At 66.6% G+C, this 23,381-nt stretch carries 18 protein-coding genes; 6 read left to right on the top strand and 12 right to left on the bottom strand.

Going from position 1 to position 23,381, the window contains the following annotated elements; all coding sequences use genetic code 11:
- Positions 1–99: 99 nt before the first annotated feature.
- The 4 genes from HT578_RS12415 to HT578_RS12400 form a co-directional block, all read right to left on the bottom strand.
- A complete protein-coding gene (locus HT578_RS12415; RefSeq protein WP_213499800.1) occupies positions 100–1,533 on the bottom strand; it encodes a glutamate synthase subunit beta in 1,434 nt (477 codons plus the stop codon).
- A gap of 21 nt (positions 1,534–1,554) precedes the next feature.
- Positions 1,555–6,195, bottom strand: a complete 4,641-nt coding sequence (gene gltB, locus HT578_RS12410) for a glutamate synthase large subunit (protein WP_213499798.1) — start codon at positions 6,193–6,195, stop codon at positions 1,555–1,557.
- Positions 6,196–6,508: 313 nt separating this feature from the next.
- The gene (locus tag HT578_RS12405) at positions 6,509–8,521 is read right to left on the bottom strand and encodes a hypothetical protein (protein ID WP_213499796.1); all 2,013 of its coding nucleotides are present in this window, start codon (positions 8,519–8,521) and stop codon (positions 6,509–6,511) included.
- Positions 8,522–8,576: 55 nt separating this feature from the next.
- Positions 8,577–9,833 (bottom strand): TIGR04063 family PEP-CTERM/XrtA system glycosyltransferase, encoded by a 1,257-nt coding sequence (locus HT578_RS12400; RefSeq protein WP_213499794.1) that lies wholly within the window; start codon positions 9,831–9,833, stop codon positions 8,577–8,579.
- Positions 9,834–9,899: 66 nt separating this feature from the next.
- On the opposite strand from HT578_RS12400, the gene HT578_RS12395 reads away from it, so the two are divergent.
- From HT578_RS12395 to ctrA, 3 genes are all read left to right on the top strand, one after another.
- Positions 9,900–10,112, top strand: a complete 213-nt coding sequence (locus HT578_RS12395) for a hypothetical protein (RefSeq protein ID WP_039390072.1) — start codon at positions 9,900–9,902, stop codon at positions 10,110–10,112.
- The gene (locus tag HT578_RS12390; protein WP_239026271.1) at positions 10,105–11,484 is read left to right on the top strand and encodes a putative O-glycosylation ligase, exosortase A system-associated; all 1,380 of its coding nucleotides are present in this window, start codon (positions 10,105–10,107) and stop codon (positions 11,482–11,484) included. The genes HT578_RS12395 and HT578_RS12390 overlap by 8 nt, the downstream gene beginning before the upstream one ends.
- A 218-nt stretch (positions 11,485–11,702) precedes the next feature.
- Entirely contained in the window at positions 11,703–12,398 is a 696-nt protein-coding gene (ctrA, locus tag HT578_RS12385) for a response regulator transcription factor CtrA (protein ID WP_039390074.1), read from the top strand.
- A 98-nt stretch (positions 12,399–12,496) separates the two neighbouring features.
- Here the strand turns inward: ctrA and HT578_RS12380 are convergent, their stop codons facing one another.
- Positions 12,497–13,198 carry an LrgB family protein gene (locus tag HT578_RS12380; RefSeq protein ID WP_213499790.1) on the bottom strand — a complete coding sequence of 234 codons (702 nt, stop codon included), beginning with the start codon at positions 13,196–13,198 and terminating at the stop codon, positions 12,497–12,499.
- On the bottom strand, positions 13,195–13,584 hold the full coding sequence (locus HT578_RS12375; RefSeq protein WP_213499788.1) for a CidA/LrgA family protein: 390 nt from the start codon (positions 13,582–13,584) through the stop codon (positions 13,195–13,197). The genes HT578_RS12380 and HT578_RS12375 overlap by 4 nt, the downstream gene beginning before the upstream one ends.
- Before the next feature lie 376 nt (positions 13,585–13,960).
- Between HT578_RS12375 and trmB the strand changes: the two genes are divergently transcribed.
- Entirely contained in the window at positions 13,961–14,680 is a 720-nt protein-coding gene (gene trmB / locus HT578_RS12370; RefSeq protein WP_213499786.1) for a tRNA (guanine(46)-N(7))-methyltransferase TrmB, read from the top strand.
- Positions 14,681–14,848: 168 nt separating this feature from the next.
- Here trmB and HT578_RS12365 read toward each other — a convergent pair whose 3' ends face one another.
- Entirely contained in the window at positions 14,849–15,466 is a 618-nt protein-coding gene (locus HT578_RS12365; protein ID WP_052322114.1) for a hypothetical protein, read from the bottom strand.
- A gap of 262 nt (positions 15,467–15,728) precedes the next feature.
- Positions 15,729–17,999, bottom strand: a complete 2,271-nt coding sequence (locus HT578_RS12360) for an NADP-dependent malic enzyme (protein ID WP_213499784.1) — start codon at positions 17,997–17,999, stop codon at positions 15,729–15,731.
- A gap of 113 nt (positions 18,000–18,112) precedes the next feature.
- Between HT578_RS12360 and mutS the strand changes: the two genes are divergently transcribed.
- Both mutS and HT578_RS12350 read left to right on the top strand, forming a co-directional pair.
- Positions 18,113–20,728 carry a DNA mismatch repair protein MutS gene (mutS, locus tag HT578_RS12355; RefSeq protein ID WP_213499783.1) on the top strand — a complete coding sequence of 872 codons (2,616 nt, stop codon included), beginning with the start codon at positions 18,113–18,115 and terminating at the stop codon, positions 20,726–20,728.
- A 23-nt stretch (positions 20,729–20,751) separates the two neighbouring features.
- The gene (locus HT578_RS12350) at positions 20,752–20,955 is read left to right on the top strand and encodes a hypothetical protein (RefSeq protein ID WP_239026270.1); all 204 of its coding nucleotides are present in this window, start codon (positions 20,752–20,754) and stop codon (positions 20,953–20,955) included.
- Positions 20,956–20,985: 30 nt separating this feature from the next.
- Here the strand turns inward: HT578_RS12350 and HT578_RS12345 are convergent, their stop codons facing one another.
- The 4 genes from HT578_RS12345 to HT578_RS12330 all read right to left on the bottom strand — a co-directional run bounded on the left by HT578_RS12345 (position 20,986) and on the right by HT578_RS12330 (position 23,380).
- Entirely contained in the window at positions 20,986–21,303 is a 318-nt protein-coding gene (locus HT578_RS12345; protein ID WP_213499781.1) for a hypothetical protein, read from the bottom strand.
- Between the two features lie 212 nt (positions 21,304–21,515).
- On the bottom strand, positions 21,516–22,385 hold the full coding sequence (locus HT578_RS12340) for a 3-hydroxyacyl-CoA dehydrogenase family protein (RefSeq protein ID WP_213499779.1): 870 nt from the start codon (positions 22,383–22,385) through the stop codon (positions 21,516–21,518).
- Between the two features lie 77 nt (positions 22,386–22,462).
- Positions 22,463–23,035: a cob(I)yrinic acid a,c-diamide adenosyltransferase gene (locus HT578_RS12335; RefSeq protein ID WP_213499777.1), complete on the bottom strand. Its 573-nt coding sequence runs from the start codon at positions 23,033–23,035 to the stop codon at positions 22,463–22,465.
- Between the two features lie 111 nt (positions 23,036–23,146).
- Entirely contained in the window at positions 23,147–23,380 is a 234-nt protein-coding gene (locus HT578_RS12330; RefSeq protein WP_039390087.1) for an HIG1 domain-containing protein, read from the bottom strand.
- Between the last annotated feature and the right edge of the window lies 1 nt (position 23,381).

Genomic DNA, 23,381 nt, shown 5'->3' with positions numbered 1-23,381 from the left:
GGAGGTCGCACAGGGCGCGCGCAACGCTTTCGGGAGCCATGAAAAAAGGGGCGCCCTTGCGGACGCCCCTTCGTATCTCGGTTGCCGTGTGGCCCTGTCTCAGCGCGGCAGTTCGCTCGCGCCCATCAGGGCCTCGTCGACGGCGCGCGCGCACTGGCGGCCTTCGCGGATGGCCCAGACGACGAGGCTCTGGCCACGGCGCATGTCGCCGCAGGCCCAGATCTGCTCGTCCGAGGTCTGGTAGACCTGGGTGTCGGCCTTGACGTTGCCGCGCGCGTCGAGCTCGACGGCGGCCTGGTCGAGCATGCCGGCCTTCTTGGGGCCCACGAAGCCCATGGCGAGAAGGATGAGGTCGGCTTCGAGCGTGAACTCGCTGCCCTCGACCTCGACCATCTTGCCGTCCTTCCACTCGACGCGGACGCATTCGAGGCCCTTGACGTCGTTGTCGCCGACGACGCGCTTGGTGAGCACGGCCCATTCGCGCTCCGCACCTTCCTGGTGGCTGCTCGAAGTGCGCAGCTTCAGGGGCCAGAACGGCCAGGACATGCCCTTGTCCTCGTGGACCGGGGGCTTGGGCATGATCTCGAGCTGGGTGACCGACTTGGCACCCTGGCGGTTGGAGGTGCCCACGCAGTCCGAACCGGTATCGCCGCCGCCGATGACGATGACGTTCTTGCCGGTCGCGGTGAGCGAACCGCGCGGTGCGGCGCGCAGTTCATCATCGCCCGCGTTGCGCTTGTTCTGCTGGGTGAGGAACTCCATCGCAAGGCGCACACCGGGCAGTTCAGCGCCCGGGATCTGCAGCTTGCGCGCATCCTCGGCGCCGCCGGCAAAGACGATCGCGTCGTAGTTTTCCTTGAGCGAGCTCACCGAGACGTTCACGCCCACTTCGGTGGAGGTGCGGAAGGTCACGCCTTCGGCTTCCATCTGCGCGGCGCGGCGGTTGATGAGGTGCTTCTCCATCTTGAAGTCGGGGATGCCGTAGCGCATCAGCCCGCCCACGCGGTCGTTCTTCTCGAACACGGTGACCGAGTGGCCCGCGCGCGCCAGCTGCTGCGCGCAGGCGAGGCCCGCCGGGCCCGAACCCACGACCGCCACCGACTTGCCGGTCTTCGCCTCGGGGATCTTCGGCGTGATCCAGCCTTCCGACCAGCCCTTGTCGACGATCGCGCATTCGATCGACTTGATCGTGACGGGCTCGTCGATGAGGTTCAGCGTGCAGGCTGCCTCGCACGGAGCGGGGCAGATGCGGCCGGTGAACTCGGGGAAGTTGTTGGTCGAGTGGAGGACCTGCAGCGCGTTGCGGAAGTCGTCCTCGTAGACCAGGTGGTTCCAGTCGGGGATGATGTTGTTCACCGGACAGCCGGTGTGGCAGTGCGGCACGCCGCAGTTCATGCAGCGTGAGGCCTGCCCCTTCAGCGTTTCCGCCGAAAGGGGGACCACGAACTCCTTGTAGTTCTTCAGACGCTCGTCGACGGGTCCGTACGTACGGTCCTGGCGGTCAAGCTCGAGAAAGCCGGTTTCCTTGCCCATGTCTTCTATATTCCTTCGAACTTATTCCGCCGCGACCGTGGCGGCTTCGAGACGCTCGGCTTCGAGCATCTTGAGCGCCTTGGCGTAGTCGCGCGGCATCACCTTGACGAACTTGCCCAGCGCATCCTCGAAGTTGTCGAGGAGTTCGCTGGCCCGGCTCGAGCCGGTGTGCAGCTTATGGCGTTCCAGCAGGACGCGGATGCGCTCGGCGTCGTGACGCAGCATGTCGCCCATGCCCAGGTCGTTGACGCTGACCGTGCGCTGCTGCGGACGGCCGGTGCCCTCGTCCTCGTCCGGGGTCGCCGAGACGCTTTCGAGATCCACCATCGCGGTGTTGGCCAGGTCCTTGAAGCGGCCTTCCTCGTCGTAGACGTAGGCGATGCCGCCCGACATGCCGGCTGCAAAGTTGCGTCCGGTCTTGCCCAGAACCATCACCACGCCGCCGGTCATGTACTCGCAGCCGTGATCGCCGCAGCCTTCGACAACCGCGATGGCGCCCGAGTTGCGGACCGCGAAACGCTCGCCGCCCACGCCGTTGAAGAACGCCTCGCCCGAGACCGCGCCGTAGAGCACGGTGTTGCCGACGATGATGTTCTCGGTGGGAACGCGCTTCACGTTGTCCGGCTGGCGCACGATCACGCGGCCTCCCGACAGGCCCTTGCCGACGTAGTCGTTGGCATCGCCGACGAGGTCGAGCGTCACGCCATGGGCGAGCCAGGCCGCGAAGCTCTGGCCGGCAACGCCGGTCAGCTGCACGTTGATGGTGTTGTCGGGCAGGCCCTCATGGCCGTAGCGACGCGCCACCTCGCCCGAGAGCATCGCGCCCACGGTGCGGTTGACGTTGATCACCGGCTTCTCGATGCGCACGGCCTCGCCGTTCTCCAAGGCCGGGGCCGCGGCGGCGATGAGCGCGTTGTCGAGCGCGTTCTCGAGGCCGTGGTCCTGGCGCTCCGACCAGTTCAGCGAGGGGCTGTCGCCCAGCGGTGCCTGGTAGAGGATGCGGGAGAGGTCGACGCCCTTGGCCTTCCAGTGGGTGATCGCCTTCTTCATGTCGAGCTTGTCGACGCGGCCGACCATCTCGGCGATGGTGCGGAAGCCCAGCTGGGCCATGATCGCGCGCAGTTCCTCGGCGACGAAGAAGAAGTAGTTGATCACGTGCTCGGGCTGGCCGGTGAAGCGGGCGCGCAGAACGGGGTTCTGCGTGGCAACGCCGACCGGGCAGGTGTTGAGGTGGCACTTGCGCATCATGATGCACCCGGCCGCGATCAGCGGCGCGGTGGCAAAGCCGAACTCGTCGGCACCCAGGAGTGCGGCGACCGCCACGTCACGGCCCGTACGCAGCCCGCCGTCCGCCTGGACAGCGACGCGGCTGCGCAGGTTGTTGAGGATCAGCGTCTGCTGGGTCTCGGCCAGGCCGATTTCCCACGGGCTGCCCGCGTGGGTCAGCGAGGTCAGCGGCGAAGCGCCGGTGCCGCCCTCGTAGCCCGAGACGGTGATGTGGTCTGCACGTGCCTTCGAGACACCGGCGGCAACCGTGCCCACACCCACTTCGGAGACGAGCTTGACCGAAACGCGGCTCGTCGGGTTCACGTTCTTGAGATCGTGAATGAGCTGCGCAAGGTCCTCGATCGAGTAGATGTCGTGGTGCGGCGGCGGCGAGATGAGGCCCACACCCGGGGTCGAGTGACGGGTCTTGCCGATCACCTTGTCGACCTTGTGGCCGGGCAGCTGGCCGCCTTCGCCGGGCTTTGCGCCCTGCGCCATCTTGATCTGGATGTCGTCGGCGTTGACGAGGTACTCGGTGGTGACGCCGAAGCGGCCCGAGGCAACCTGCTTGATCGACGAACGCATCGTGTCGCCGTTTTCCAGCGGCTTGAAGCGCTTGGGATCCTCGCCGCCTTCACCGGTGTTCGACTTGCCGCCGATACGGTTCATGGCGAGCGCCAGCGTGGTGTGCGCTTCCCACGAGATCGAGCCGTAGCTCATCGCGCCCGTGGCGAAACGCTTGACGATCTCGCTGGCCGGTTCGACTTCCTCGATGGGAATGGCCGTGTCGGCCAGCTTGAAGTCGAGTAGGCCGCGGATGGTCAGCATGCGGGCCGACTGGTCGTTGATGCTCTCGGCAAACTCCTTGTACTTGGCGGGCACGTTGCCGCGCACCGCGTGCTGGAGGTTGCCGATGTTGTCGCTGGTCCAGGCGTGGTCTTCACCGCGCACGCGCGAGCCGTAGATGCCGCCCACGTCGAGCATGCCCGCGTAGATCGGGTTGTCGCCATAGGCCTCGGCGTGGCGACGCACGGTCTCTTCGGCGATTTCGGCCAGGCCAGCGCCTTCGATGGTCGTCGCGGTGCCTGCGAAGTAGGTCTCGATGAACTCGCTCGAGAGGCCCACGGCGTCGAAGATCTGCGCGCCGCAGTACGACTGGTAGGTCGAGATGCCCATCTTGGACATCACCTTGCGGATGCCCTTGCCCACGGCGTAGACGTAGTTCTTGGCCGCATCGTCGGCCGAGATCGGCAGCTTCTTGCGGACCCGCATTTCCTCGATCGTCTCGAAGGCGAGGTAGGGGTTGATCGCTTCGGCGCCATAGCCGGCCAGCGCGCAGAAGTGCTGGACTTCGCGGGCTTCACCGGTCTCGATGACAAGGCCGGTCTGCATGCGCAGGCCCTGGCGCACGAGGTGGTGGTGCACCGCTGCGGTCGCCAGCAGCGCAGGCATCGGAATGCGGTCCGGGCCCTGCGCACGGTCGGACAGGATCAGGATGTTCTTGTCCGCGAGCACGGCTTCGGTTGCCGCCCAGCACATTTCCTTGATCGCCATCTCAAGTCCCGCGGCGCCGCTCTCGGCGTCCCAGGTCATGTCGATGGTCTCGGTGCGGAAGGCGCCGTCAAGGGCGGCTTCCACCGAGCGGATCTTGGCCAGACCCTTGTCGGTCAGGATCGGCTGGCTGACTTCGAGACGCTTGTGCGTTCCGGCATCGTGGCCAAGCAAGTTCGGGCGCGGACCGATCATCGAGACGAGGCTCATGACCAGTTCCTCGCGGATCGGGTCGATCGGCGGGTTGGTGACCTGCGCGAAGTTCTGCTTGAAATAGTCGTAGAGCAGGCGGGCCTTGTTCGACAGGACCGGGATCGGCGTGTCGGTGCCCATCGAGCCGATCGGATCATCGCCGTTCATGGCCATCGGCTCGAGGAAGCGCTGAGTGTCTTCCTGCGTGTAGCCGAAGGCCTGCTGGCGGTCGAGAAGCGTGCCGGTGGGCGCGGGGATCTCGGCCAGTTCGGGCTCGATCACGTCAAGGTCGGCGAGCTTGTACTGCGCCTTGTCGAGCCACTTCTCGTAGGGTTCCTCCTCCGAGAGCTTGGACTTGATTTCCTCGTCCTCGATGATGCGACCTTCTTCGAAGTCGATCAGCAGCATGCGGCCGGGCTGGAGGCGCCACTTGCGCACGATGCGCTCCTCGGCGATCGGCAGGACGCCGCTTTCCGAGGCCATGACGCACAGGTCATCGTCGGTGACGAGGAAGCGCGCGGGGCGCAGGCCGTTGCGGTCGAGGGTGGCGCCGATCTGGCGACCATCGGTGAAGGCCACGGCGGCCGGACCGTCCCAGGGCTCCATCAGCGCGGCGTGGTATTCGTAGAAGGCGCGGCGCTTGGCGTCCATCAGCGGGTTGCCGGCCCAGGCTTCCGGGATGAGGATCATCATCGCGTGGACCAGCGAGTAGCCGCCCGCGAGCAGCAGTTCGAAGGCGTTGTCGAGGCACGCGGTGTCCGACTGGCCGTGCGGGATGATCGGCCACATCTTGTCGAGGTCCGCGCCCAGGAGGTCGCTTTCCATGGTGCGGCGGCGCGCGTTCATCCAGTTCACGTTGCCGCGCACGGTGTTGATTTCACCGTTGTGCGCCATGAAGCGGTAGGGGTGCGCAAGGCGCCAGCTCGGGAAGGTGTTGGTCGAGAAGCGCTGGTGCACGAGGCCGAGCGCCGAGACGAAGTCCGGATTGCGCAGGTCGTCGTAGAACGAGCCGACCTGGGTTGCCAGCAGCAGGCCCTTGTAGACGATCGTGCGGCTCGAGAAGCTGGGCATGTAGAGCTCGGTCAGGCCGGGCAGGTCGTTCTTTTCGGCCAGCTTGTGCAGCGGGTTCTGCGTCTGCTTGCGGATCACCAGCAGCTTGCGTTCGAACGCGTCCTGGTCGGGGCAGTCGCCGTCGCGTGCGATCACGCACTGGCGCACCACCGGCATCGATTCCAGAACCGCCTTGCCCAGGCCGTCGAGCGTGACCGGCACGTCGCGCCAGCCCACGAGGCGCTGGCCTTCCTTGGCAATGAACTTCTCGAAGGTCGAGACCACGAAGTCGCGCGAAGCCTCGTCGCGGGGCAGGAAGCACATCGCCACGGCGTAGTCGCCCGGTTGGGGCAGCTCATGGCCATTGTCCTTGGCCCACGTGCGGAAAAGCTGATCGGGAATCTGCGTGAGAATGCCCGCACCATCGCCCAGCAGCGGGTCCGCACCCACGGCGCCGCGGTGGTCGATGTTTTTCAGAATCTCCAGAGCCTGGGTAATAATGGCGTGCGATTTCTCACCCTTGATATGGGCTACGAAGCCCACACCGCAGGAGTCATGTTCATTTCGCGCATCATAAAGGCCCTGGGGCTTAGGAAATCCCATCGATAATACCCATCCTGTCATTTTGTCAGGGGTCGCAAAACCCGCTTCGCCCGCGCAGCGCGCACGAATCGAGCGCCGCTCTTGAGCGACATAGTGACCCCACGGTCCCCATGCAGATTGAGGGGCGGTTTTGCAACCGACTTCGGGCCTCGACGGATGAAAAATTCCAATTGACGCCGATTTTAGGCCATTTTGTTATCAAGAATCAGCGTTTGAGAACTGTCGCAATGGTTTGGTGATACAAGTGTCCGCGGAGCGGAACCCGCTTCGGGGAACAGAAGGCAGGCGATTGCCTCCGCTGCCCCTCCAGCGATCAGGCGGCGCCGCTCATCCGCTGGAGCGTGGCGAGGGCCGCGCGCAGGGCCTTCTCGGTCTCTTCTGCGTCTTCGCGCGCGGGGGCATCGAAGGGGCGGGACTGCGCGAGGGAGGCATCGGCCTGCATTTGACGCGGGAAGGCCAGGGGTTCGGACCCTCCGGCTGGGGCCGCATCGAAGGGACGCGGAGCCTCGCTCGATGCGCGGGCGGTCTGGCTGCGCGCCTCTTCGCCCGGGAAGATCACGACCGGTTCGATCTCGTCGTGGTCGTCGGGTTCCTCGACGCGCACGAAGGACGGCGCAGCTTCGCTCGGGCGCGACAGGCCCAGCAGCGAGGAGTAGCCCTGTTCAAGCACGCTTTCTTCTTCGGCGTCGTTTTCCTCGGGCTCTGCGGGGGCAAGACCGGCGGGCGCCGCGAACGGGGCCGGTGCAGACGGGGGCGCAGGTGCGCGGATGTGGCGGGCCGGGATGTAGTCAGGCAGCGCCTCGTCGTCCTCGTCCTCGAAGGCATCGAAGTCGATCCCGCGCATGGCGGCGGGCAGGCCCGGCTTTGCGGCGGACGCCTCTTCGGGAGTCGTCTGTGCCGCCTCGTGCGTGGCAGGCTCGCGGGTGGCCTCGGAGTTCGGCGCGGCGAAGGGGCCGCGGGCCAGTGCGACCGGGGCCGGTTCGGGCGCTTCGACCTGCGGGCGTGTTGCCTCCTCTGCGGCCGATGGCGTCGGTAGTGGCGGTGCCTCGGTGGCGGCTTCCGGCGAATAGGGCTCCGGGATGGCGGGGCCGCTCGTGGACGGCGCCGGGGTCGGTTCGTCCGATGTCTCCGGGGCCGGGTCCAGCGCCTCGGTCTCGCGGCGGCGCGTCATCGCCAGGGCGAGGCGCTCGAGCAGCTCGATCGGCGAGAGTTCATCGAGTTCGCGCGCGGCGATGCGCTCGGCGCCGCTGCGCGGGCCTGCGCCTGCGGTGAATTCGGCCATGGCGGCTGCGGCGAAGGGCAGCACATCGGGCGCTTGGGCCGGAGCGGTCTGGGCGCTGCGCAGTTCGTCCGTTGCGACGGCCTCGGACACGGTCGGAATCTCGTCCAAAGTCTCTGTGCCTTCGTCGATTTCCTCATCCTTGTGCGGGAGCAGCGAGAAGCCAGGGGCCGCGGTCCTTGCGGCGATAGCTTGCGAATAGGCGTCGAACAGGCGCTGGCCGGGGGCTGCCGGTACGTCGGCCTCGGGCGCAGAGGCGGACGGGGTGCCTGTCCGGAAGACCTGCGCCTCGGGCGGGATGGGGCGCGACGGGGACACGCTGGACTCCAGGGCAACAGGCGCATCCGGGGCGACAGCGGTCGCGGCTGGGGCTTCAGCTTCGGCTTCGCGGGGGGCGGGCATCACGTCCGGCTCGGCAGCGGGGGCCTGTGCATTGTCGAGATAGGCCTCGAGATCAAACTCGCGCATGTCGAGGATGCCTTCGGCGATTTCGCCACGTCCGGTTTCTTCAAGGGGCGCTGCGGCAGATGCAGGCGCAACGATCGTCTCGAACTGCGCGGGGGCCTTGGGAGCCTCGGGCGCGCTATTTTCCAAGGCCTCGGCGGTCTCTGCACTCGCTTCCTGGGCGCTCGCGGTTTCCAGTTCCATGTTGGCCAGTGCCCGACGACGGCCCGCAGGCGCGCGTGTGCTGGCGGGGGCTTCGTCCCGAGCCATTTCGGTGCGATCCACGTGGGCGCGGGCATGGGCGCGGGCAGACGGGCGCGGGCGCACGATGCGCAGGGCCAGGAATCCGCCAAGAAGGGCGCCGAGCCCGGTCATGGCAAGGGCAAGCGCGATGCGGAAGGTGGCCCCCAGCGGCGGCGCGGCCATGGGTACGAGCGTGTCGAGGCCGGTGGCGAGAATCGCCTGCTCGACCACGGCGGGGCGCAGCGCGATGCTGCACAGCCCCGCCAGCGCGCCGCACCACAGCGCGATGATGGCGGGGAAGATCGGATGCTGGCTGATCGGCGGCTTTCCGCCTTTGGTCTTGCGCATCTTATCGGCCACGTCGCACACCCCCAGGAGTGATTATCGGGCCGGGAATCGCGGAACCGATCGCGTTCTAGTGCCCATGTTGCGCCACCACTGGTGACAGCATTTGGTAAACGTCTTGATAACGCCTGGCATTGGCGGACCAGTCGTGCGCGCGGCGCACATGGGCAATGCCCGCGGTGCGAAGGCGTTCCCAACTATCGCGCGCGCCGAGCAGTTCGGCAAGCGCGCGCGCCAGATCCTGTGGATCATCGGGCGCGAAGAGCACGCCGGTCTCGCCATGGGTGACCAGTTCGCGATGTCCGCCCACGTCACTGGCCGCGACGATCTTGCCTTGGGCCATCGCTTCCAGCGGCTTGAGCGGGGTGACGAGGTCGGTGAGCCGGCTGCGCTTGCGGGGGTAGGCCATGACATCGCACAGCGCGTAGTAGCGTTCGACCTCGGCGTGGGGAACGCGCCCCACGAAGCGGATTGCGTGCGCGGCCGGAGACTCTTTGGCCTGCGCGCCAAGCGCCTCGGCACGCGGGCCCCCGCCGACCAGCAGGAGGCGTGCGTCGGGCTCTCGGGCGAGCAGGGCGGGCATGGCCGCGATGAGGTCGTCGAGCCCCTCGTAATCGTAGAAGCTGCCGATGAAACCGATGACGGGGCATGGCCGCCCGTCCGCGCGCTGGAAGCCAAGCGTCCGGGCCAGTGCCTCGTCGCGCGGCGCAGGCGTCCCGAAGAGGTCGAGATCCACGCCGTTGGGCATGACCGTGATCTTGTCGGCGGGCACGCCGCGCCCGGCAAGATCAGCGCGCAGGCCCTCGCAGATCGTCACCACTGCATCGGCGCGGGCAACAACATGGTTTTCAAGGCCGCGGGTCAGCCGGTACTTGATCGAGCCTTCGCGACCCGTGCCGTTGCCTACCGCGGCGTCTTCCCAGAAGGCCCGGATCTCGTAGACGAGGGGGAGCGCGTGGCGCCGGGCGGCCCGCAGCGCCGCGGCGCCGCACAGCGCGGGCGAATGGGCGTGGAGGATGTCCGGGCGCCAGGCCGCGATCGCGGCCTCGATCCCGGTGTGGAAGCGGGCGATTTCGCGCGCCTCGCGCCAGACCGGCGGGCCCTTGGCGGTCCCGGGGGTGCGGTGGAAGAGCAGGCCATCGGCCTCTTCAGGCGCCGTGTCACCTGGGGTGTCTCCGGCCTTGTGGCGCAGCCCCGTGACGCCGCGCACCTCGTAGCCCATCGCCTGCTGTGCCTTCAGGATCGCACGGGTGCGGAAGGTGTAGCCGCTTTGCAGGGGCAGCGAATGGTCCAGCACGTGCAGGATGCGGGGCGGGCGTGTGCTCATGGCGCTCGTTTGCTACAGGACAACGCTTAACGCGGCGTCAACCCGGGCGCCTTAGCAGGTTTTGCGATGGTCGACATCTTTGCCCTTGCCCTCTCCCACGGCCTGATCGCGCTGGCCGTGTGGCGCCTGTTGCAGCGGCCCGATCTCGACCGCGAGGGCGAACCCCCAGCGCCGCGTCGTGCCCCGGGTGGGCAGGGGATGCGCGTTCCCGGCGCCGCTACCGAGCCGCAGTCCGAAGAGGATGCGCGCGCGCCGCGCCCGGGAGCGCCCGGTGCTTAACCTCGCCTTCACCGGCTTCTTTGTCGCGCTTCTGCTGGCCGGGCTGCGCCGCCCGTTCCTGTGGGTGCTGTGCTATCTCTACATCGACATCGTTGCGCCCCAGATCATTTCCTGGGGGTTCCTCTCGGTCATCCCCACTTCGCTGATTGCCTTCGTTGCGGCCTTTGGCGGCTGGCTGGCGCTCGACGGGAAGGAGGGGACGCGCTTCACCTGGCGTCAGGGGGTGATGCTGGCGCTGCTCACCTACTGCGCGATGACCACGCTGCGCGCGGACTATCCGCTGCCCGCGCTCGAGAAATGGAGCTGGGTGTGGAAGGCGCTGGTCTTTGCGATCTTCCTCCCGCTCACCCTGCGCACGCGCCTGCGCATCGAGGCCGCCGCACTGGTGATGGTGCTGGCGGCCAGCGCGCTCATCATCGATGGGGGGATCAAGACCGCGCTGGGCGGTGGCGGCTATGGCACCTTGCGCATCTTCGTGGAGAACAACACGGGCCTCTATGAAGGCTCGATCCTCTCGTGCGTGGCCATCGCGATCATCCCGATCATCCTGTGGCTGGCGCGACATTCGACGATCTTTCCCTCCGACTGGCGGGCCTGGACTTTCGCGGTGGCGCTCATCTTCGCGTGCTGCCTGATCCCTGTGGGCACGCAGGCGCGCACCGGCCTCGTCTGCCTTGCGGCCCTATGCATCCTCTACCTGCGCACCGCGCGCCACCGGGTCCTGATCCTGGCGGGCATGACGCTGGTCGCCTTTGCCGCGATTCCCTTCCTGCCCCAGTCCTTCGTCGCGCGCATGAACACGATCGAGAACCACGAGGCCGACCAGTCGGCAGGCACGCGGCTGGGGGTCTGGAAGTGGACCTGGGACTACGTACGGGAGAACCCGCTGGGCGGTGGTTTCGAGGCCTACCTCGCGAGCCGGGTCGAATACGACACGGTCGTGCATGACACGAGTGGAGACGTGACGACCGTGCGCCGCGAGCATGTCGTCGAGACAGGCCGCGCCTACCACTCCAGCTACTTCGAGATGCTGGGCGAACAGGGCTATCCCGGCCTGTTCCTGTGGCTGCTGCTCCAGGCTTCGGGGCTGTGGCAGATGGAGGCGCTGCGCCGCCGCTACCGCAAGCGGAGCGCGCCGGAGGAGGCCTGGGTGGCCCCGCTTGCCAATGCGCTCCAGCTCTCGCAGGTGTCCTACCTCGTCGGCTCCCTGTTCGTGGGCATCGCTTTCCAGCCCTTCATCCTGATGGTGATCGGCCTGCAGTGCGGCCTGTGGAGCTATCTTGGGCGGGTCGGTACGTCACAGGTGAAGGCCGACCGCGCGAAGCCCCGTGCTCGCGTGGAAAGGAAAATGAAGGTGCGCCCCTTAACCTGAAGGGCACTTCGCCGTTTTGGTTACCGTGGGGATGTGCGGTGGCACGACTAAGAATCTTTCCATAGTCTGCACTTCGCGTCCGCATTTACGGCAAATTAACCTTTAACCTTCATCCCACCTATGGTTAATTCTCGGCAAGGTCCGTTGCGAAGCGGTTACCGCAGTCTACACCGGGAGCCGATAGGGTCGGCACATAAGGGCAACAAGGGGATCACCCAATGCGAGTTCTGTTGATCGAGGACGAACCCACCACTGCGCGTGCGATCGAGCTGATGCTCACGGCCGAGGGGTTCAATATCTACTCGACCGACCTGGGCGAGGAAGGCCTCGATCTGGGCAAGCTGTACGACTACGACATCATACTGCTCGACCTCAATCTGCCCGACATGCACGGGTACGACGTGCTCAAGAAGCTGCGCGTGGCCAAGGTGCAGACCCCGGTCCTCATCCTGTCGGGCATCTCGGAAATGGATTCCAAGGTCCGCTCGTTCGGCTTCGGCGCTGACGACTACGTCACCAAGCCGTTCCACCGCGAAGAACTTATCGCGCGTATTCATGCGGTTGTGCGCCGTTCCAAGGGGCACTCGCAGTCGGTCATCCGCACCGGCAAGCTGGTCGTCAACCTCGATGCCAAGACCGTCGAGGTCGATGGCGCGCGGGTGCATCTGACCGGCAAGGAATACGCGATGCTGGAGCTGCTCAGCCTGCGCAAGGGCACCACGCTGACCAAGGAAATGTTCCTGAACCACCTCTATGGTGGCATGGACGAGCCCGAGCTGAAGATCATCGACGTCTTCATCTGCAAGCTGCGCAAGAAGCTCAGCCATGCCTGCGGTGGGGCCAACTACATCGAGACCGTCTGGGGCCGTGGCTATGTCCTGCGCGATCCGGACGAGATGCAGGAAGTCGCCTGAGCGCACCCGCATCCTGATCTGACCGAATCGAAACGGCCGGCGTTCCTTGAGGGAATTGCCGGCCGTTTCGATTCGCGCTTTTCGCGATTCGGGGAGGATCAGAGCAGCGCGGCGAGGAGCGAGAGCAGGGCCGCCGTCATCACCGCGTTGAGCGCCATGCCCAGGCTCGCAAAGGCGCCTGCTGTCTCGCTGACCTGGAATGCGCGTGCGGCTCCGAACCCGTGCGCGGAAACGCCAAGGGCAAAGCCGCGCGGGCGATAGTCGTCGAACTTCATTGCGTTGAGGAGCGGGGTGGCCACCATCGCCCCCACGATCCCGGCGAACAGGACGATGCAGGCGGCCAGCGCGGGCACGCCGCCCAGCTGCTGGGCGATGGCCATCGCCACCGGCGTCGTCGTCGCGCGTGGAGCAATCGAGGCGAGAATGTCGGCAGGCGCCCCGAAGAGGGAGAGAATCCCGACCGCGCTGACGATCGAGGTGACCGCACCTGCCGCGAGCGACAGAACAATCGGCACGGCAAGCCGCTTGATGCGCTCGCGCTGCGCCCAGATCGGGACGGCGAGACCGACCACGGCCGGGCCGAGCAGGAAGCTGAGGAGGAAGGTGTCGGCCTGGTAGTCGGCATAGGGTGTCCCCGTGGCCCAGAGCAGCGCGATCAGCACCGGCGTGGTCCAGAGCACCGGGTGGCACAGCGGATGACGCCCCGAGCGCTGGGAAAGGCGCTCAAAGATCTCGAAGACGCCCAGTGTCGCCGCCAACCACAGGAGCGGGGTAGCGAGAAGACCGGCGAGAGCGCTCATGCGCCGGGCTCCGCAAGCTGCACGGGGCGCTTGCCGACTTCGTCCGGGGTGAAGCGGCGAAGCGCCCAACGGAACACCAGCGCGGTGACGACGATGGTCAGCACGGTCGAGACCCCGGTCGCGAGCGCGAGCCCCAGCCCATAGCGGGCAAGCGCAGGACCTTCCTGCATGAGGCCGACCGCGGCGGGCACGAACATGATCGAGAGATGCGCGGTCAGCCAGCCACTGACCGCGCCCAGCGTCGGCCGCTCGCGCCGCACCAGCGCCAGCCATCCCAGCAGCAGCACCATGCCGATGACCGAACCGGGAAGCGCAAGCCCGGTGATCCGGTGCAGCGCCTCGCCAACGAGCTGGCAGGCAAGAAGGAGGAAGATGGCGGAGAGCATGGGGAAAGGTCCGGTTCTGGGAGAGGCGGTCGGCGCGGGCTGATCCGGGAGGTATGGCCGGGCCGGGGCGTGCGTGCAATTCGTCCTTTGCGTGGATTCAAGGCACGAAGCCATGTGCGGACAAGGATAGAAAGGTGATTCCGAGGGCCATCGCCCTCGGGCTCCCCAAACTGGCGACCTCAGGGTTATCGCGCCACATGGCCTGAGAAAGGTGAGGTCGCCCATTTGGGGGTCAAGGGGTAATAACCCCTTGAATCAGGACTTCCTTCTTCTTCTCTTCTATCATCCGCCCTGCACCGGGAAAGCGAGGCCAAGCTGCCCCGCCCACCACGTGCAATATTGACCCGCACGCGCTTGCCTGCCAGTGCCGCGGCCCATGACTGCGCACAAACCCGGCGATCCCACGACTCTCAACCGCCTCTACGGCCGCTCCAAGGGCAAGCCCCTGCGTGCGGGCCAGCAGGGCCTTGTCGACAACCTCCTGCCCAAGATTTCGATGCCCGAGGACGGGCCGATCACGGCCGAGGGGCTGTTTGGCGATGATCGCCCGCTCCACTTCGAGATCGGCTTTGGCGGCGGCGAGCACATGGCCGCGCGGGCCGACATGCTGCCCGGCCACGGTTTCATCGGCGCCGAGCCCTTCATCAACGGCGTCGCGCAGGCGCTGATGCACGTTGCGGGCGACAACGGCGCGCATCCGCCCCTGGGCAACGTGCGCATCCACCACGGCGATGCGCTGGAAGTCCTCGCACGCATTCCCGACGCTTCGCTCTCGTTCCTCTACCTGCTGCACCCCGATCCCTGGCCCAAGGCGCGCCACGCCAAGCGGCGCATGATGAACGATGGTCCGGTGGACATGTTCGCGGCCAAGCTGAAGCCCGGCGGCGAGTTCCGCTTCGGCACCGACCACGCCATCTACCTGCGCCATGCGCTGATGGTGATGCAGCGCCACACCGACCAGTTCGAATGGCTCTGCGACAAGCCCCTCGACTTCCAGAAGCGCCCGGGCGGCTGGCCCGAGACCCGCTACGAGGCCAAGGCCCGCGCGGTCTACAAGCACGAGGTCTGGTACTTCCGCTACCGTCGCAAGGGCTGAGCGGAAAAGCAAAAAAATGGTTCCGAGGGCCATCGCCCTCGGGCTCCCCAAACTGTCGACCTCACGGATCTCGCGCCACGTGGCCTGGAAATGGTGAGGTCGCCCGTTTGGGGGTCAAGGGGTGATGACCCCTTGAAAAATGTCTTCCTGCTTCTGCCTCTTCGTACCTCAGAGGTACTGCTGCACCTTGTTCAGCAGATCGCGGCGGCGGCGGCGCTGGCGGATCTGGTCGGTGGCGATGCTGAGCGGCTGGACGCGCGGGCCCTTGGGCACGTTGCGTTCGAAGTGGAAGCTGCGCGTCGCGCCCACGGGCAGGTCCTCCAGCGCGTAGAGCGCGACCACGGTGAGGTCGAACTGGTCGACCTCCTCTTCCTGCACGTCGGTTTCCTCGTTGGCGTCGAGCAGGGTGCGCACGATGTCATCGAAGTGGCCGATGTTCATGAACTGGCCGGTCGCAAGGCTGCCCTGGCCCATGATCGAGCGCGGGTCTTCGCCCAGATCGCCTGGCAGTTCGCGCAGGTCGGTCAGCGCCAGTTCGATCTGGCGCCCGCGCACATGGACTGTCGCGATGAGACTGGAGACGTAGAGCGGCTGGCTGCTCATGTTGGTGACGAGGCAGCGGCTGCGCATGCCCCGGCCCGCCGCGCGGGTGATGAGGATCGTCGAGCGCTTGGTGCCCCGGAACTGGACCAGGAGCAGCTGCAGGTAGATCACCCAGACGATCAGCATGGCAAAGCTGAGAGCGACGCTGACGACCTGCGTGTTCCCTGTAAACCACTGCCACACGGGGGCACCTCCTTCGATCCGCAGCTCCAATACACGTCCGCGTCCCCATGGCGCGGCGTGAGCCAGCCTTTAGGATGGACCCGGGGCGGGTCAATTGAAATTCGCGCCGATCAGGCCGCGTTCGGGCGCCGGACGGCACTTCGCAGGCCAGGCGTTGCAAAAAGGCCCCGGCAGGAGGGTCCTGCCGGGGCCTTTTGGTCAGGTGTCGCCGGGAACAGGGCCGTCCGGGAAGGCGGCCCTGTGCGGCGGTGTTGCTGTGACCTCAGCCAGCGATGCCGGCGGCCGCGAGCACGGCGCTCGTCAGCACGTCGGGCGCGATCGCGGTCATCGGTACGATCTGGACCGGCTTTTCCATGCCCAGCAGGATCGGACCGATCGAGGTCGTGCCGCCGATCTCGCGCAGCAGCTTGGCCGAGATGTTGGCCGACTGCAGGCCCGGCATGATCAGGACGTTCGCCGGAGCCGAGAGGCGGCAGAACGGGTAGAGCGCCATGATCTTGGGGTTGAGAGCGGCATCGGGGGCCATCTCGCCTTCGTACTCGAAGGGCACGTCGTCACGCTCGTCGAGGATGTGCACGGCATCGCGGGTGCGCTCGACCCACTGGCCTTCCGGGTTGCCGAAGGTCGAGTAGGAGAGGAACGCAACGCGCGGCTCATGGCCCATGCGCTTGGCGACCGAAGCGGCTTCGGTGGCGATGATCGCCAGTTCCTCGGCGCTCGGACGCTCGTTGATGGTGGTGTCAGCCAGGAACACGGTGCGGTTCTTGCCGACCAGCATGTGCATGCCGAAGGGCAGCTTGTCCGGGGCCGGATCGAGTACGCGGCGCACGTTCTTCATCGACTGCGCGAAGGGACGCGTCATGCCGGTGATCATCGCATCGCCCACGCCCATCTTGAGCAGGCCCGAGGCGAAGGTGTTGCGGTCGGTGTTGACCATGCGCTGCACGTCGCGTTCCAGATAGCCACGGCGCTTGAGGCGCGCGTAGATCATCTCGACCATCGGGGCGACGTGGTCCGACACCATCGAGTTCTCGATGTGGAAGCTTTCCGGGTTGGGCACGCCCAGCTCGCCCATGAGGTCGAGGATGTTCTGGGTGCGGCCGACCAGGATCGGTTCGCCGTAGCCGAAATCGCGGTACTGGATCGCGGCGCGCAGCACCACTTCGTTGTCCGCTTCGGCGAAGATCACGCGCTTGGGGTTCGCGCGGACCTGCGCGTAGACCGAGCTCAGCACCGAGGTGGTCGGGTTGAGGCGGCCCTTGAGCTGCAGGCGGTAGGCGTCGAAGTCCTCGATCGGGCGCTGCGCGACGCCCGAATCCATCGCCGCCTTGGCGACGGCGGCAGGCACCACTTCCATCAGGCGCGGATCGAAGGGCGCGGGGATGATGTAGTCACGGCCGAACTGCTGCACCGCACCGCCGTAGGCCGCCGCGACGTCCTCGTGGACCTGTTCGCGCGCCAGTTCGGCGATGGCGGTTGCCGCCGCGATCTTCATCTCTTCGTTGATCGCGGTTGCCGACACGTCGAGCGCGCCGCGGAAGATGAAGGGGAAGCCCAGCACGTTGTTGACCTGGTTCGGGAAGTCCGAACGGCCCGTGGCGATGATCGCGTCCGGACGCACGGCCTTGGCCTCGTCGGGATTGATCTCGGGAACGGGGTTGGCCATCGCGAAGATGATCGGCTCGTCGGCCATCTTCTTGACGTATTCGGGCGGCAGCGCGCCAGCGGCCGAGAGGCCGAGGAACACGTCGGCGCCGACCAGCGCCTCTTCCAGCGTGCGCGCTTCGGTGTTGGCCGCGTGCGCGCTCTTCCACTGGTCCATCTGCTCGGTGCGACCCTGGTAGATCGTGCCCGAACGGTCGCAGATGATGACGTTGTCGTGGCGCACGCCCATCGACTTGATGAGCGAGGTGCAGGCGAGCGCCGCCGCGCCCGCGCCGTTCACCACGACCTTGATCTCGTCGATCTTGCGGCCGGTGATGAGGCAGGCGTTGATGAGACCGGCCGCGGTGATGATCGCGGTGCCGTGCTGGTCGTCGTGCATGACCGGGATGTTCATGCGGTCGCGCAGGGTCTGCTCGATCATGAAGCACTCGGGCGCCTTGATGTCTTCAAGGTTGATGCCGCCAAAGCTCGGCTCCATCATCGCGATGGCTTCGATGAGGGCCTCGGGGTCCTCGCTGTTCAGCTCGATGTCGATCGAGTCGACGTCGGCGAAGCGCTTGAACAGGACCGCCTTGCCTTCCATCACCGGCTTGGACGCAAGCGCGCCCAGGTTGCCCATGCCCAGGATGGCCGAGCCGTTGGAGATGACCGCGACCAGGTTGCCCTTGGCGGTGTAGTCGTAAGCCTTCTGCGGATCGTCGGCGATGGCCTGGACAGGCACGGCGACGCCGGGCGAGTAGGCGAGCGACAGGTCGCGCTGCGTTGCCATCGGCTTGGAGGCGATGATCTCGATCTTACCCGGACGGATTGTCTGGTGGTAGAACAGAGCCTCGCGCTCGGTAAACTGGACCTTGCTTTTCTCGGACAATGAATTTCTCCCGGATGAGCGAGGGCCGATAACGAAAGAATCCGGGACGCGATAGGGGAAAGGCAAGGGGCTTGCGCTTCACAAGCCCCGGGGAGCGGGGCTAACGCAGCGCCATGAGTTCCGGCGCAACACCCATGATGGCCCAGTATCTCGCGCTTCGCGAGGAGGCTGGCGAATGCTTGCTGTTCTACCGTATGGGGGACTTCTTCGAGCTTTTCTTCGAAGATGCAAAAATCGCAAGCCAAGTTCTCGATATCGCACTCACCACGCGCGGTGAGCACAACGGAACCCCGATCCCGATGTGCGGCGTGCCGGTCCATTCGGCCGAAAGCTACCTTGCCCGGCTGATCAAGGCGGGCTGCCGCGTGGCCATCGCCGAGCAGACCGAGACGCCCGCCGAAGCGAAGAAGCGCGGAGGCTCCAAGGCCCTTGTCGCGCGCGATATCGTGCGCTTCGTGACGGCAGGGACGCTGACCGAGGAAGCACTCCTCGAACCGCGCCGGGCGAACGTCCTGGCCGCGGCCTGCGAGGTGCGCGGCGCGATCGGTCTTGCCGCCTGCGATATCTCGACCGGGCAGATGGTGCTTGAGGAATGTGCACCTGATCGCTTTCTTGCAAGCCTTGCACGTCTGGGCGCGCGCGAACTGGTCGTGCAGGACGGCTGGGAGCTGGCGCCCGAGGATGCAATCGGGCGTTCGGGCCATGAATTCTCCTCCGAGGGCGGCGAGGAGCGCCTGAAGGGCATCCACGGGGTCTCCACGCTCGACGGCTTTGGGGCCTTTACCCGCCCGATGCTGGCCGCCGCCGGTGGTCTCATTGCCTATCTCGACCATGTCGGGCGCGGTGCGCTGCCCCTGCTGCTTCCGCCCGAGGCGCGTTCGGGCGAGGCGACGCTGGCAATGGACGAGGCCACGCGCGCGAGCCTGGAAATCCTCGAATCCGCGCAAGGTTCGCGCAAGGGCAGCCTGATCGACGCGGTCGACCGCTGCGTGACCGGCGCGGGCGCACGCCAGCTGGCTGAGGACCTTTCCGCGCCGCTGACCGACCGGCCTGAGATTTCGGCACGTCTCGAACTGGTCGGCTGGCTGCATGAGGACCCGATGCTGCGCGAGGACCTGCGCGCGGCGCTGCGCGCGCTGCCGGACGTGGGCCGTGCGCTGGGCCGCGTGGTCGCGGGGCGCGGATCGCCGCGCGATCTGGGCCAGCTGCGCGATGGTCTGGCCGGAGCGCATTCCATCGGCGGGCGCCTTGCTGGCCGCGCGGACCTGCCGGTGCTGCTCGACAGCCTGCTCCCCGCACTGGGCGGCCATGTCGCGGGCTGGGGCGCAATGGTGGAGCATTTCACCCGCGCGCTCGTCTCCGCGCCGCCGACCGAACGCGGGCAGGGCGGCTTCATCGCCGAAGGCTACGACGCCAGCCTTGATGAACTGCGCGTCACCTCGGGCAACGCGCGCAAGGCGATTGCTGCGCTCGAGGCGAAGTACCGCGAGGATACGGGCGTTACCGCGCTCAAGATCAAGCACAACAACGTGCTGGGCTACTTCATCGAGGTCCCCTCGCGCCACGCCGACACGCTGATGCAGGCCGAGAGCGGCTTTACCCACCGCCAGACGATGGCCGGCGCCATGCGCTTCAACGCGCTGGCGCTGCACGAGGAGGCGAGCCGCATCACCGAGGCGGGCGCCCATGCGCTCGCGGCCGAAGAGGCGCATTTCGAGGCGCTGGTCGAGGAGGCCGTCGCTGCACGCCAAGTGATCGCGGCCACCGCGGCCGCGCTCGCGCGCATTGACGTTGCCGCTGGGCAGGCAGAGCGCGCCGCAGAAGGGGGCTGGGCGCGACCCGAAGTGGTCGAGGGGCTCTCGCTGGAAATCGAGGGCGGCCGCCATCCGGTGGTGGAAGCGGCCCTCAAGGCGCAGAACGAGCGTTTCGTCGCCAACGACTGCCGTCTCGCCAGCCACGACCGGCTCTGGCTGATCGGCGGGCCCAACATGGGTGGTAAGTCGACGTTCCTGCGCCAGAACGCGCTCATCGTCCTGCTCGCGCAGGCGGGCGGATTCGTGCCGGCGGACGCCGCGCGGATCGGTCTGGTGGACCGCCTGTTCAGCCGCGTGGGGGCCTCGGACAACCTGGCGCGCGGGCGCTCGACTTTCATGGTCGAGATGGTCGAGACCGCCGCGATCCTCTCGCAGGCGACCGAGCGCAGCTTCGTGATTCTGGACGAGGTCGGGCGCGGTACATCCACTTACGATGGCCTCGCGCTGGCCTGGGCGGTCGCCGAGGCGGTCCACGAGACCAACCGCTGCCGCTGCCTTTTCGCGACCCACTATCACGAGATGGCGCGCCTTGCCGAAACCTGCGAGGCGCTTTCGCTCCACCATGTGCGCGCGCGCGAATGGAAGGGCGAACTGGTGCTCCTGCACGAACTGGCCGAAGGCGCGGCGGATCGCAGCTATGGCCTTGCCGTCGCGCGCCTTGCGGGTGTTCCCCCCAAGGTCATCAGCCGGGCCAAGTCGGTGCTCGAAAAGCTCGAAAAGGGCCGCGCGGAAACGGGTGGTCTGGCCGCTGGCCTTGGCGAGCTTCCGCTGTTCGCCGCCGCCGAAGAAGCTCGCGAAGAGGCCTGCGACAGCTTGCGCGAAAAGCTGCGCGACATGGATGTCGACGCGCTTGCCCCGCGCGACGCGCTGGAAATTCTCTATGATCTCAAGCGCGAGGCGGGAACCGAGGATTAACCGGGAAGACCCACAAGGGGGCCATGATGTTCCTCGGTCCGCGCCTCACTCGCGTCTTCCGCAGCCGCTGGCACGCTCTGTTCTGGGCGGCCAGCGTGCTGCTGACCGCCTATTGCACTGTCCCGGCGTCCGAAGACGGGGGGCGCGACAAGCCGGAAGCTGTCGCCAAAACGCATGGCAAGCATAAGAACCCTTGGGCGAAGGAAACGCCCACCTCTCCCGATTGATTTTCGTGTTTCTGGCGTGAGGCTTTAGCCTCAACTGCCGTCGGATGCCAGATCGGGTTCGGGGGCGCTTTCGCGGCCGTAGCGGTCTTCCAGGTCATCCATCGCTTCCTCGCCCGCGTAGGCGGACATGTCGATGGTGCCGCTCGTGTCCATCTGGCGCATGTGATCGACCAGGTCCTGCGCGTTCGCGCCGTCAAGGCTGGCGGAGAGCTTCTCGCTCTGTTCGAGCCCCAGCACCGAGGTCGAGTGGTTCAGGGCCTGCTCGGCCACTTCCTGGGCCTGCATGGGCGCATCGGCCTGTTCGGAGTTGACCGTCTCGGGGGCGAAATCGTCGTTACGTTGGGCCATCGGATATCTCCTTTGCCACCTGTAACGGAGCGGATGCGAGTCGCGTTCCCCGTGCGGGGCAAGGAGGAAGGGAAAAGGAAGATTCCGAGGGCCATCGCCCTCGGGCTCCCCGAACTTGAGGCCTCACCGCCCGCGCGCCAGGGTGGCCGAGAAAGGCGAGGTCACCCGGTATGGGGTCAAGGGGCGATGGCCCCTTGATTCCTCTTGTTCTTTCAACGCGTGGGAACCGGCTCCTCGCCCGAATAGTCGTAAAACCCCTTACCGCTCTTGCGGCCATACCACCCCGCCTCGACGTACTTCTGGAGCAGCGTGGCCGGGCGGTACTTGGGATCGCCGGTGCTCTCGAAGAGGACCTTCATGATCTCGAGCAGGGTGTCGAGGCCGATGAAGTCGGCGAGCGTGAGCGGGCCCATCGGGTGGTTGGCGCCCAGCTTCATGGCCGCGTCGATGTCCGCGACATTGGCAACGCCCGCGCCCAGCACGCAGATCGCCTCGTTGAGCATCGGGCACAGCACGCGGTTGACCACGAAGCCGGCCTCGTCGCCCGCGAGCACCACGGTCTTGCCCAACTTCTCGCCAAAGGCCTTCATCTTCGCGACGGTGTCCGCGCTGGTGGCAAGGCCCGGGATCACCTCGATCAGGCCCATGACCGGCACCGGATTGAAGAAGTGCAGGCCGCAGAAGCGGGCCGGGTCGATCGTGCCTGCCCCCATGCGGGTGATCGGGATCGAGCTGGTGTTGGAGGCCATGAGCGCGCCGTCCTTGAGTACCTTGCCCGCTGCCTCGAAGATCTTGGCCTTGATGTCCTCGCGCTCGGTCGCGGCCTCGATGATGAGGTCGCATTCGGCCATCGCTGCGTAATCGCCGGTGGGCGTGATGCGGGCGAGGAGCGCGTCGGCATCGCCTTGGGTGATCTTTTCCTTGGCGATCAGGCGGGCCAGGCTCTTCCCGATCTTGGCCTTGCCCTTTTCGGCCGCCTCGAGGCTGACGTCGGTCAGGACCACGTCCATGCCCTTGCCCGCGACGGTCTGGGCAATGCCCGTGCCCATGATCCCTGCACCGATGATACCGACTGTCTGCACGCTGTGTGCTCCCTCTCGAACGTCTGGCCACAGGGACGCGCAGGTCCGGGGCCTTGTGGAAATTATCTCTGTGCGTCTTACCGATTCTGTCCGGGGACCCACAATACGTCGCGCGCGCCGTTCTCGTTCAGCGCACGGGCGAGTACGAAGAGGTAGTCGGACAGGCGGTTGAGATAGGCGAGCGCGGCCGGGTTGACCGGCTCCTCCCCCGCCAGCGCGGTGGCGCAGCGCTCGGCGCTGCGGCAGCGCGCGCGCGCGATGTGGACGCGGGCCGCCGCTTCGCTGCCCCCAGGCAGGATGAAGCTGGTGAGCGGCTGGAGATCGGCGTTGACGGCGTCGATGGCGCCTTCCAGCCAGTCGACCTGGGCATCGACCATGCGCAGGGTCATCTCGCCCGGGGTGAAGTCCTCGCCGGGGGTTGCAAGGTCCGCGCCAAGGTCGAACAGGTCGTTCTGGATGCGGGTGAGACTGGCCGCGTGCGCATCCTCGGCCGCCAGCGCGCAGACAGCGAGGCCGATCGCACTGTTGGCCTCGTCGACGCTGCCGATGGCCTCCATGCGGCGCGCGTGCTTGGGCAGGCGCGATCCGTCGACAAGGCCGGTGGTGCCGTCATCGCCGGTGCGGGTGTAGATCTTGTTGAGCTTGACCATGGTTCTCTCTCGCCGGGGGCGCTGTTCCTAGTGCGCGGCCAAGGCGCGTGCACCACCCAAAGGAAGGGCAACTGCCTGTCGGATCGCTTCCTGGAAAAAAGGTGGCGGGGCTTAACGCGTGAAGGCCAGAAGCAGCGCGCAGACCAGGACCGCGGCGGCCTGGTACTTGATGCGGTTGAACATCATGCGGTTCTGCATCTGCTGGTTCTTGGAGGGGCCGGTTTCGTTGGGATCGCGGTTGAGGTCCTCCTTCGTGCTGTTCAGGAACGCGATGATTCCGCGCACGAGGCTGATCACGACTGCGATCATCAGGGCGACAATGACGATGACGAGTAGAGTGCTCATG

It is taken from the genome of Novosphingobium decolorationis (assembly GCF_018417475.1).
Taxonomy (GTDB): Bacteria; Pseudomonadota; Alphaproteobacteria; order Sphingomonadales; family Sphingomonadaceae; genus Novosphingobium; species Novosphingobium decolorationis.
Note: the sequence above shows the minus strand (reverse complement) of the source record. Positions and strands in the feature narration are given on the sequence as shown.

Bases quoted from the DNA above. Each gene is read 5' to 3' on its own strand.
- HT578_RS12415 (WP_213499800.1), bottom strand. From the start codon at position 1,533: ATGGGCAAGGAAACCGGCTTTCTCGAGCTTGACCGCCAGGACCGTACG.
- gltB (WP_213499798.1), bottom strand. From the start codon at position 6,195: ATGGGATTTCCTAAGCCCCAGGGCCTTTATGATGCGCGAAATGAACAT.
- HT578_RS12400 (WP_213499794.1), bottom strand. From the start codon at position 9,833: ATGAGCACACGCCCGCCCCGCATCCTGCACGTGCTGGACCATTCGCTG.
- HT578_RS12395 (WP_039390072.1), top strand. From the start codon at position 9,900: ATGGTCGACATCTTTGCCCTTGCCCTCTCCCACGGCCTGATCGCGCTG.
- ctrA (WP_039390074.1), top strand. From the start codon at position 11,703: ATGCGAGTTCTGTTGATCGAGGACGAACCCACCACTGCGCGTGCGATC.
- HT578_RS12380 (WP_213499790.1), bottom strand. From the start codon at position 13,198: ATGAGCGCTCTCGCCGGTCTTCTCGCTACCCCGCTCCTGTGGTTGGCG.
- HT578_RS12375 (WP_213499788.1), bottom strand. From the start codon at position 13,584: ATGCTCTCCGCCATCTTCCTCCTTCTTGCCTGCCAGCTCGTTGGCGAG.
- trmB (WP_213499786.1), top strand. From the start codon at position 13,961: ATGACTGCGCACAAACCCGGCGATCCCACGACTCTCAACCGCCTCTAC.
- mutS (WP_213499783.1), top strand. From the start codon at position 18,113: ATGAGTTCCGGCGCAACACCCATGATGGCCCAGTATCTCGCGCTTCGC.
- HT578_RS12350 (WP_239026270.1), top strand. From the start codon at position 20,752: ATGATGTTCCTCGGTCCGCGCCTCACTCGCGTCTTCCGCAGCCGCTGG.
- HT578_RS12345 (WP_213499781.1), bottom strand. From the start codon at position 21,303: ATGGCCCAACGTAACGACGATTTCGCCCCCGAGACGGTCAACTCCGAA.
- HT578_RS12335 (WP_213499777.1), bottom strand. From the start codon at position 23,035: ATGGTCAAGCTCAACAAGATCTACACCCGCACCGGCGATGACGGCACC.
- HT578_RS12330 (WP_039390087.1), bottom strand. From the start codon at position 23,380: ATGAGCACTCTACTCGTCATCGTCATTGTCGCCCTGATGATCGCAGTC.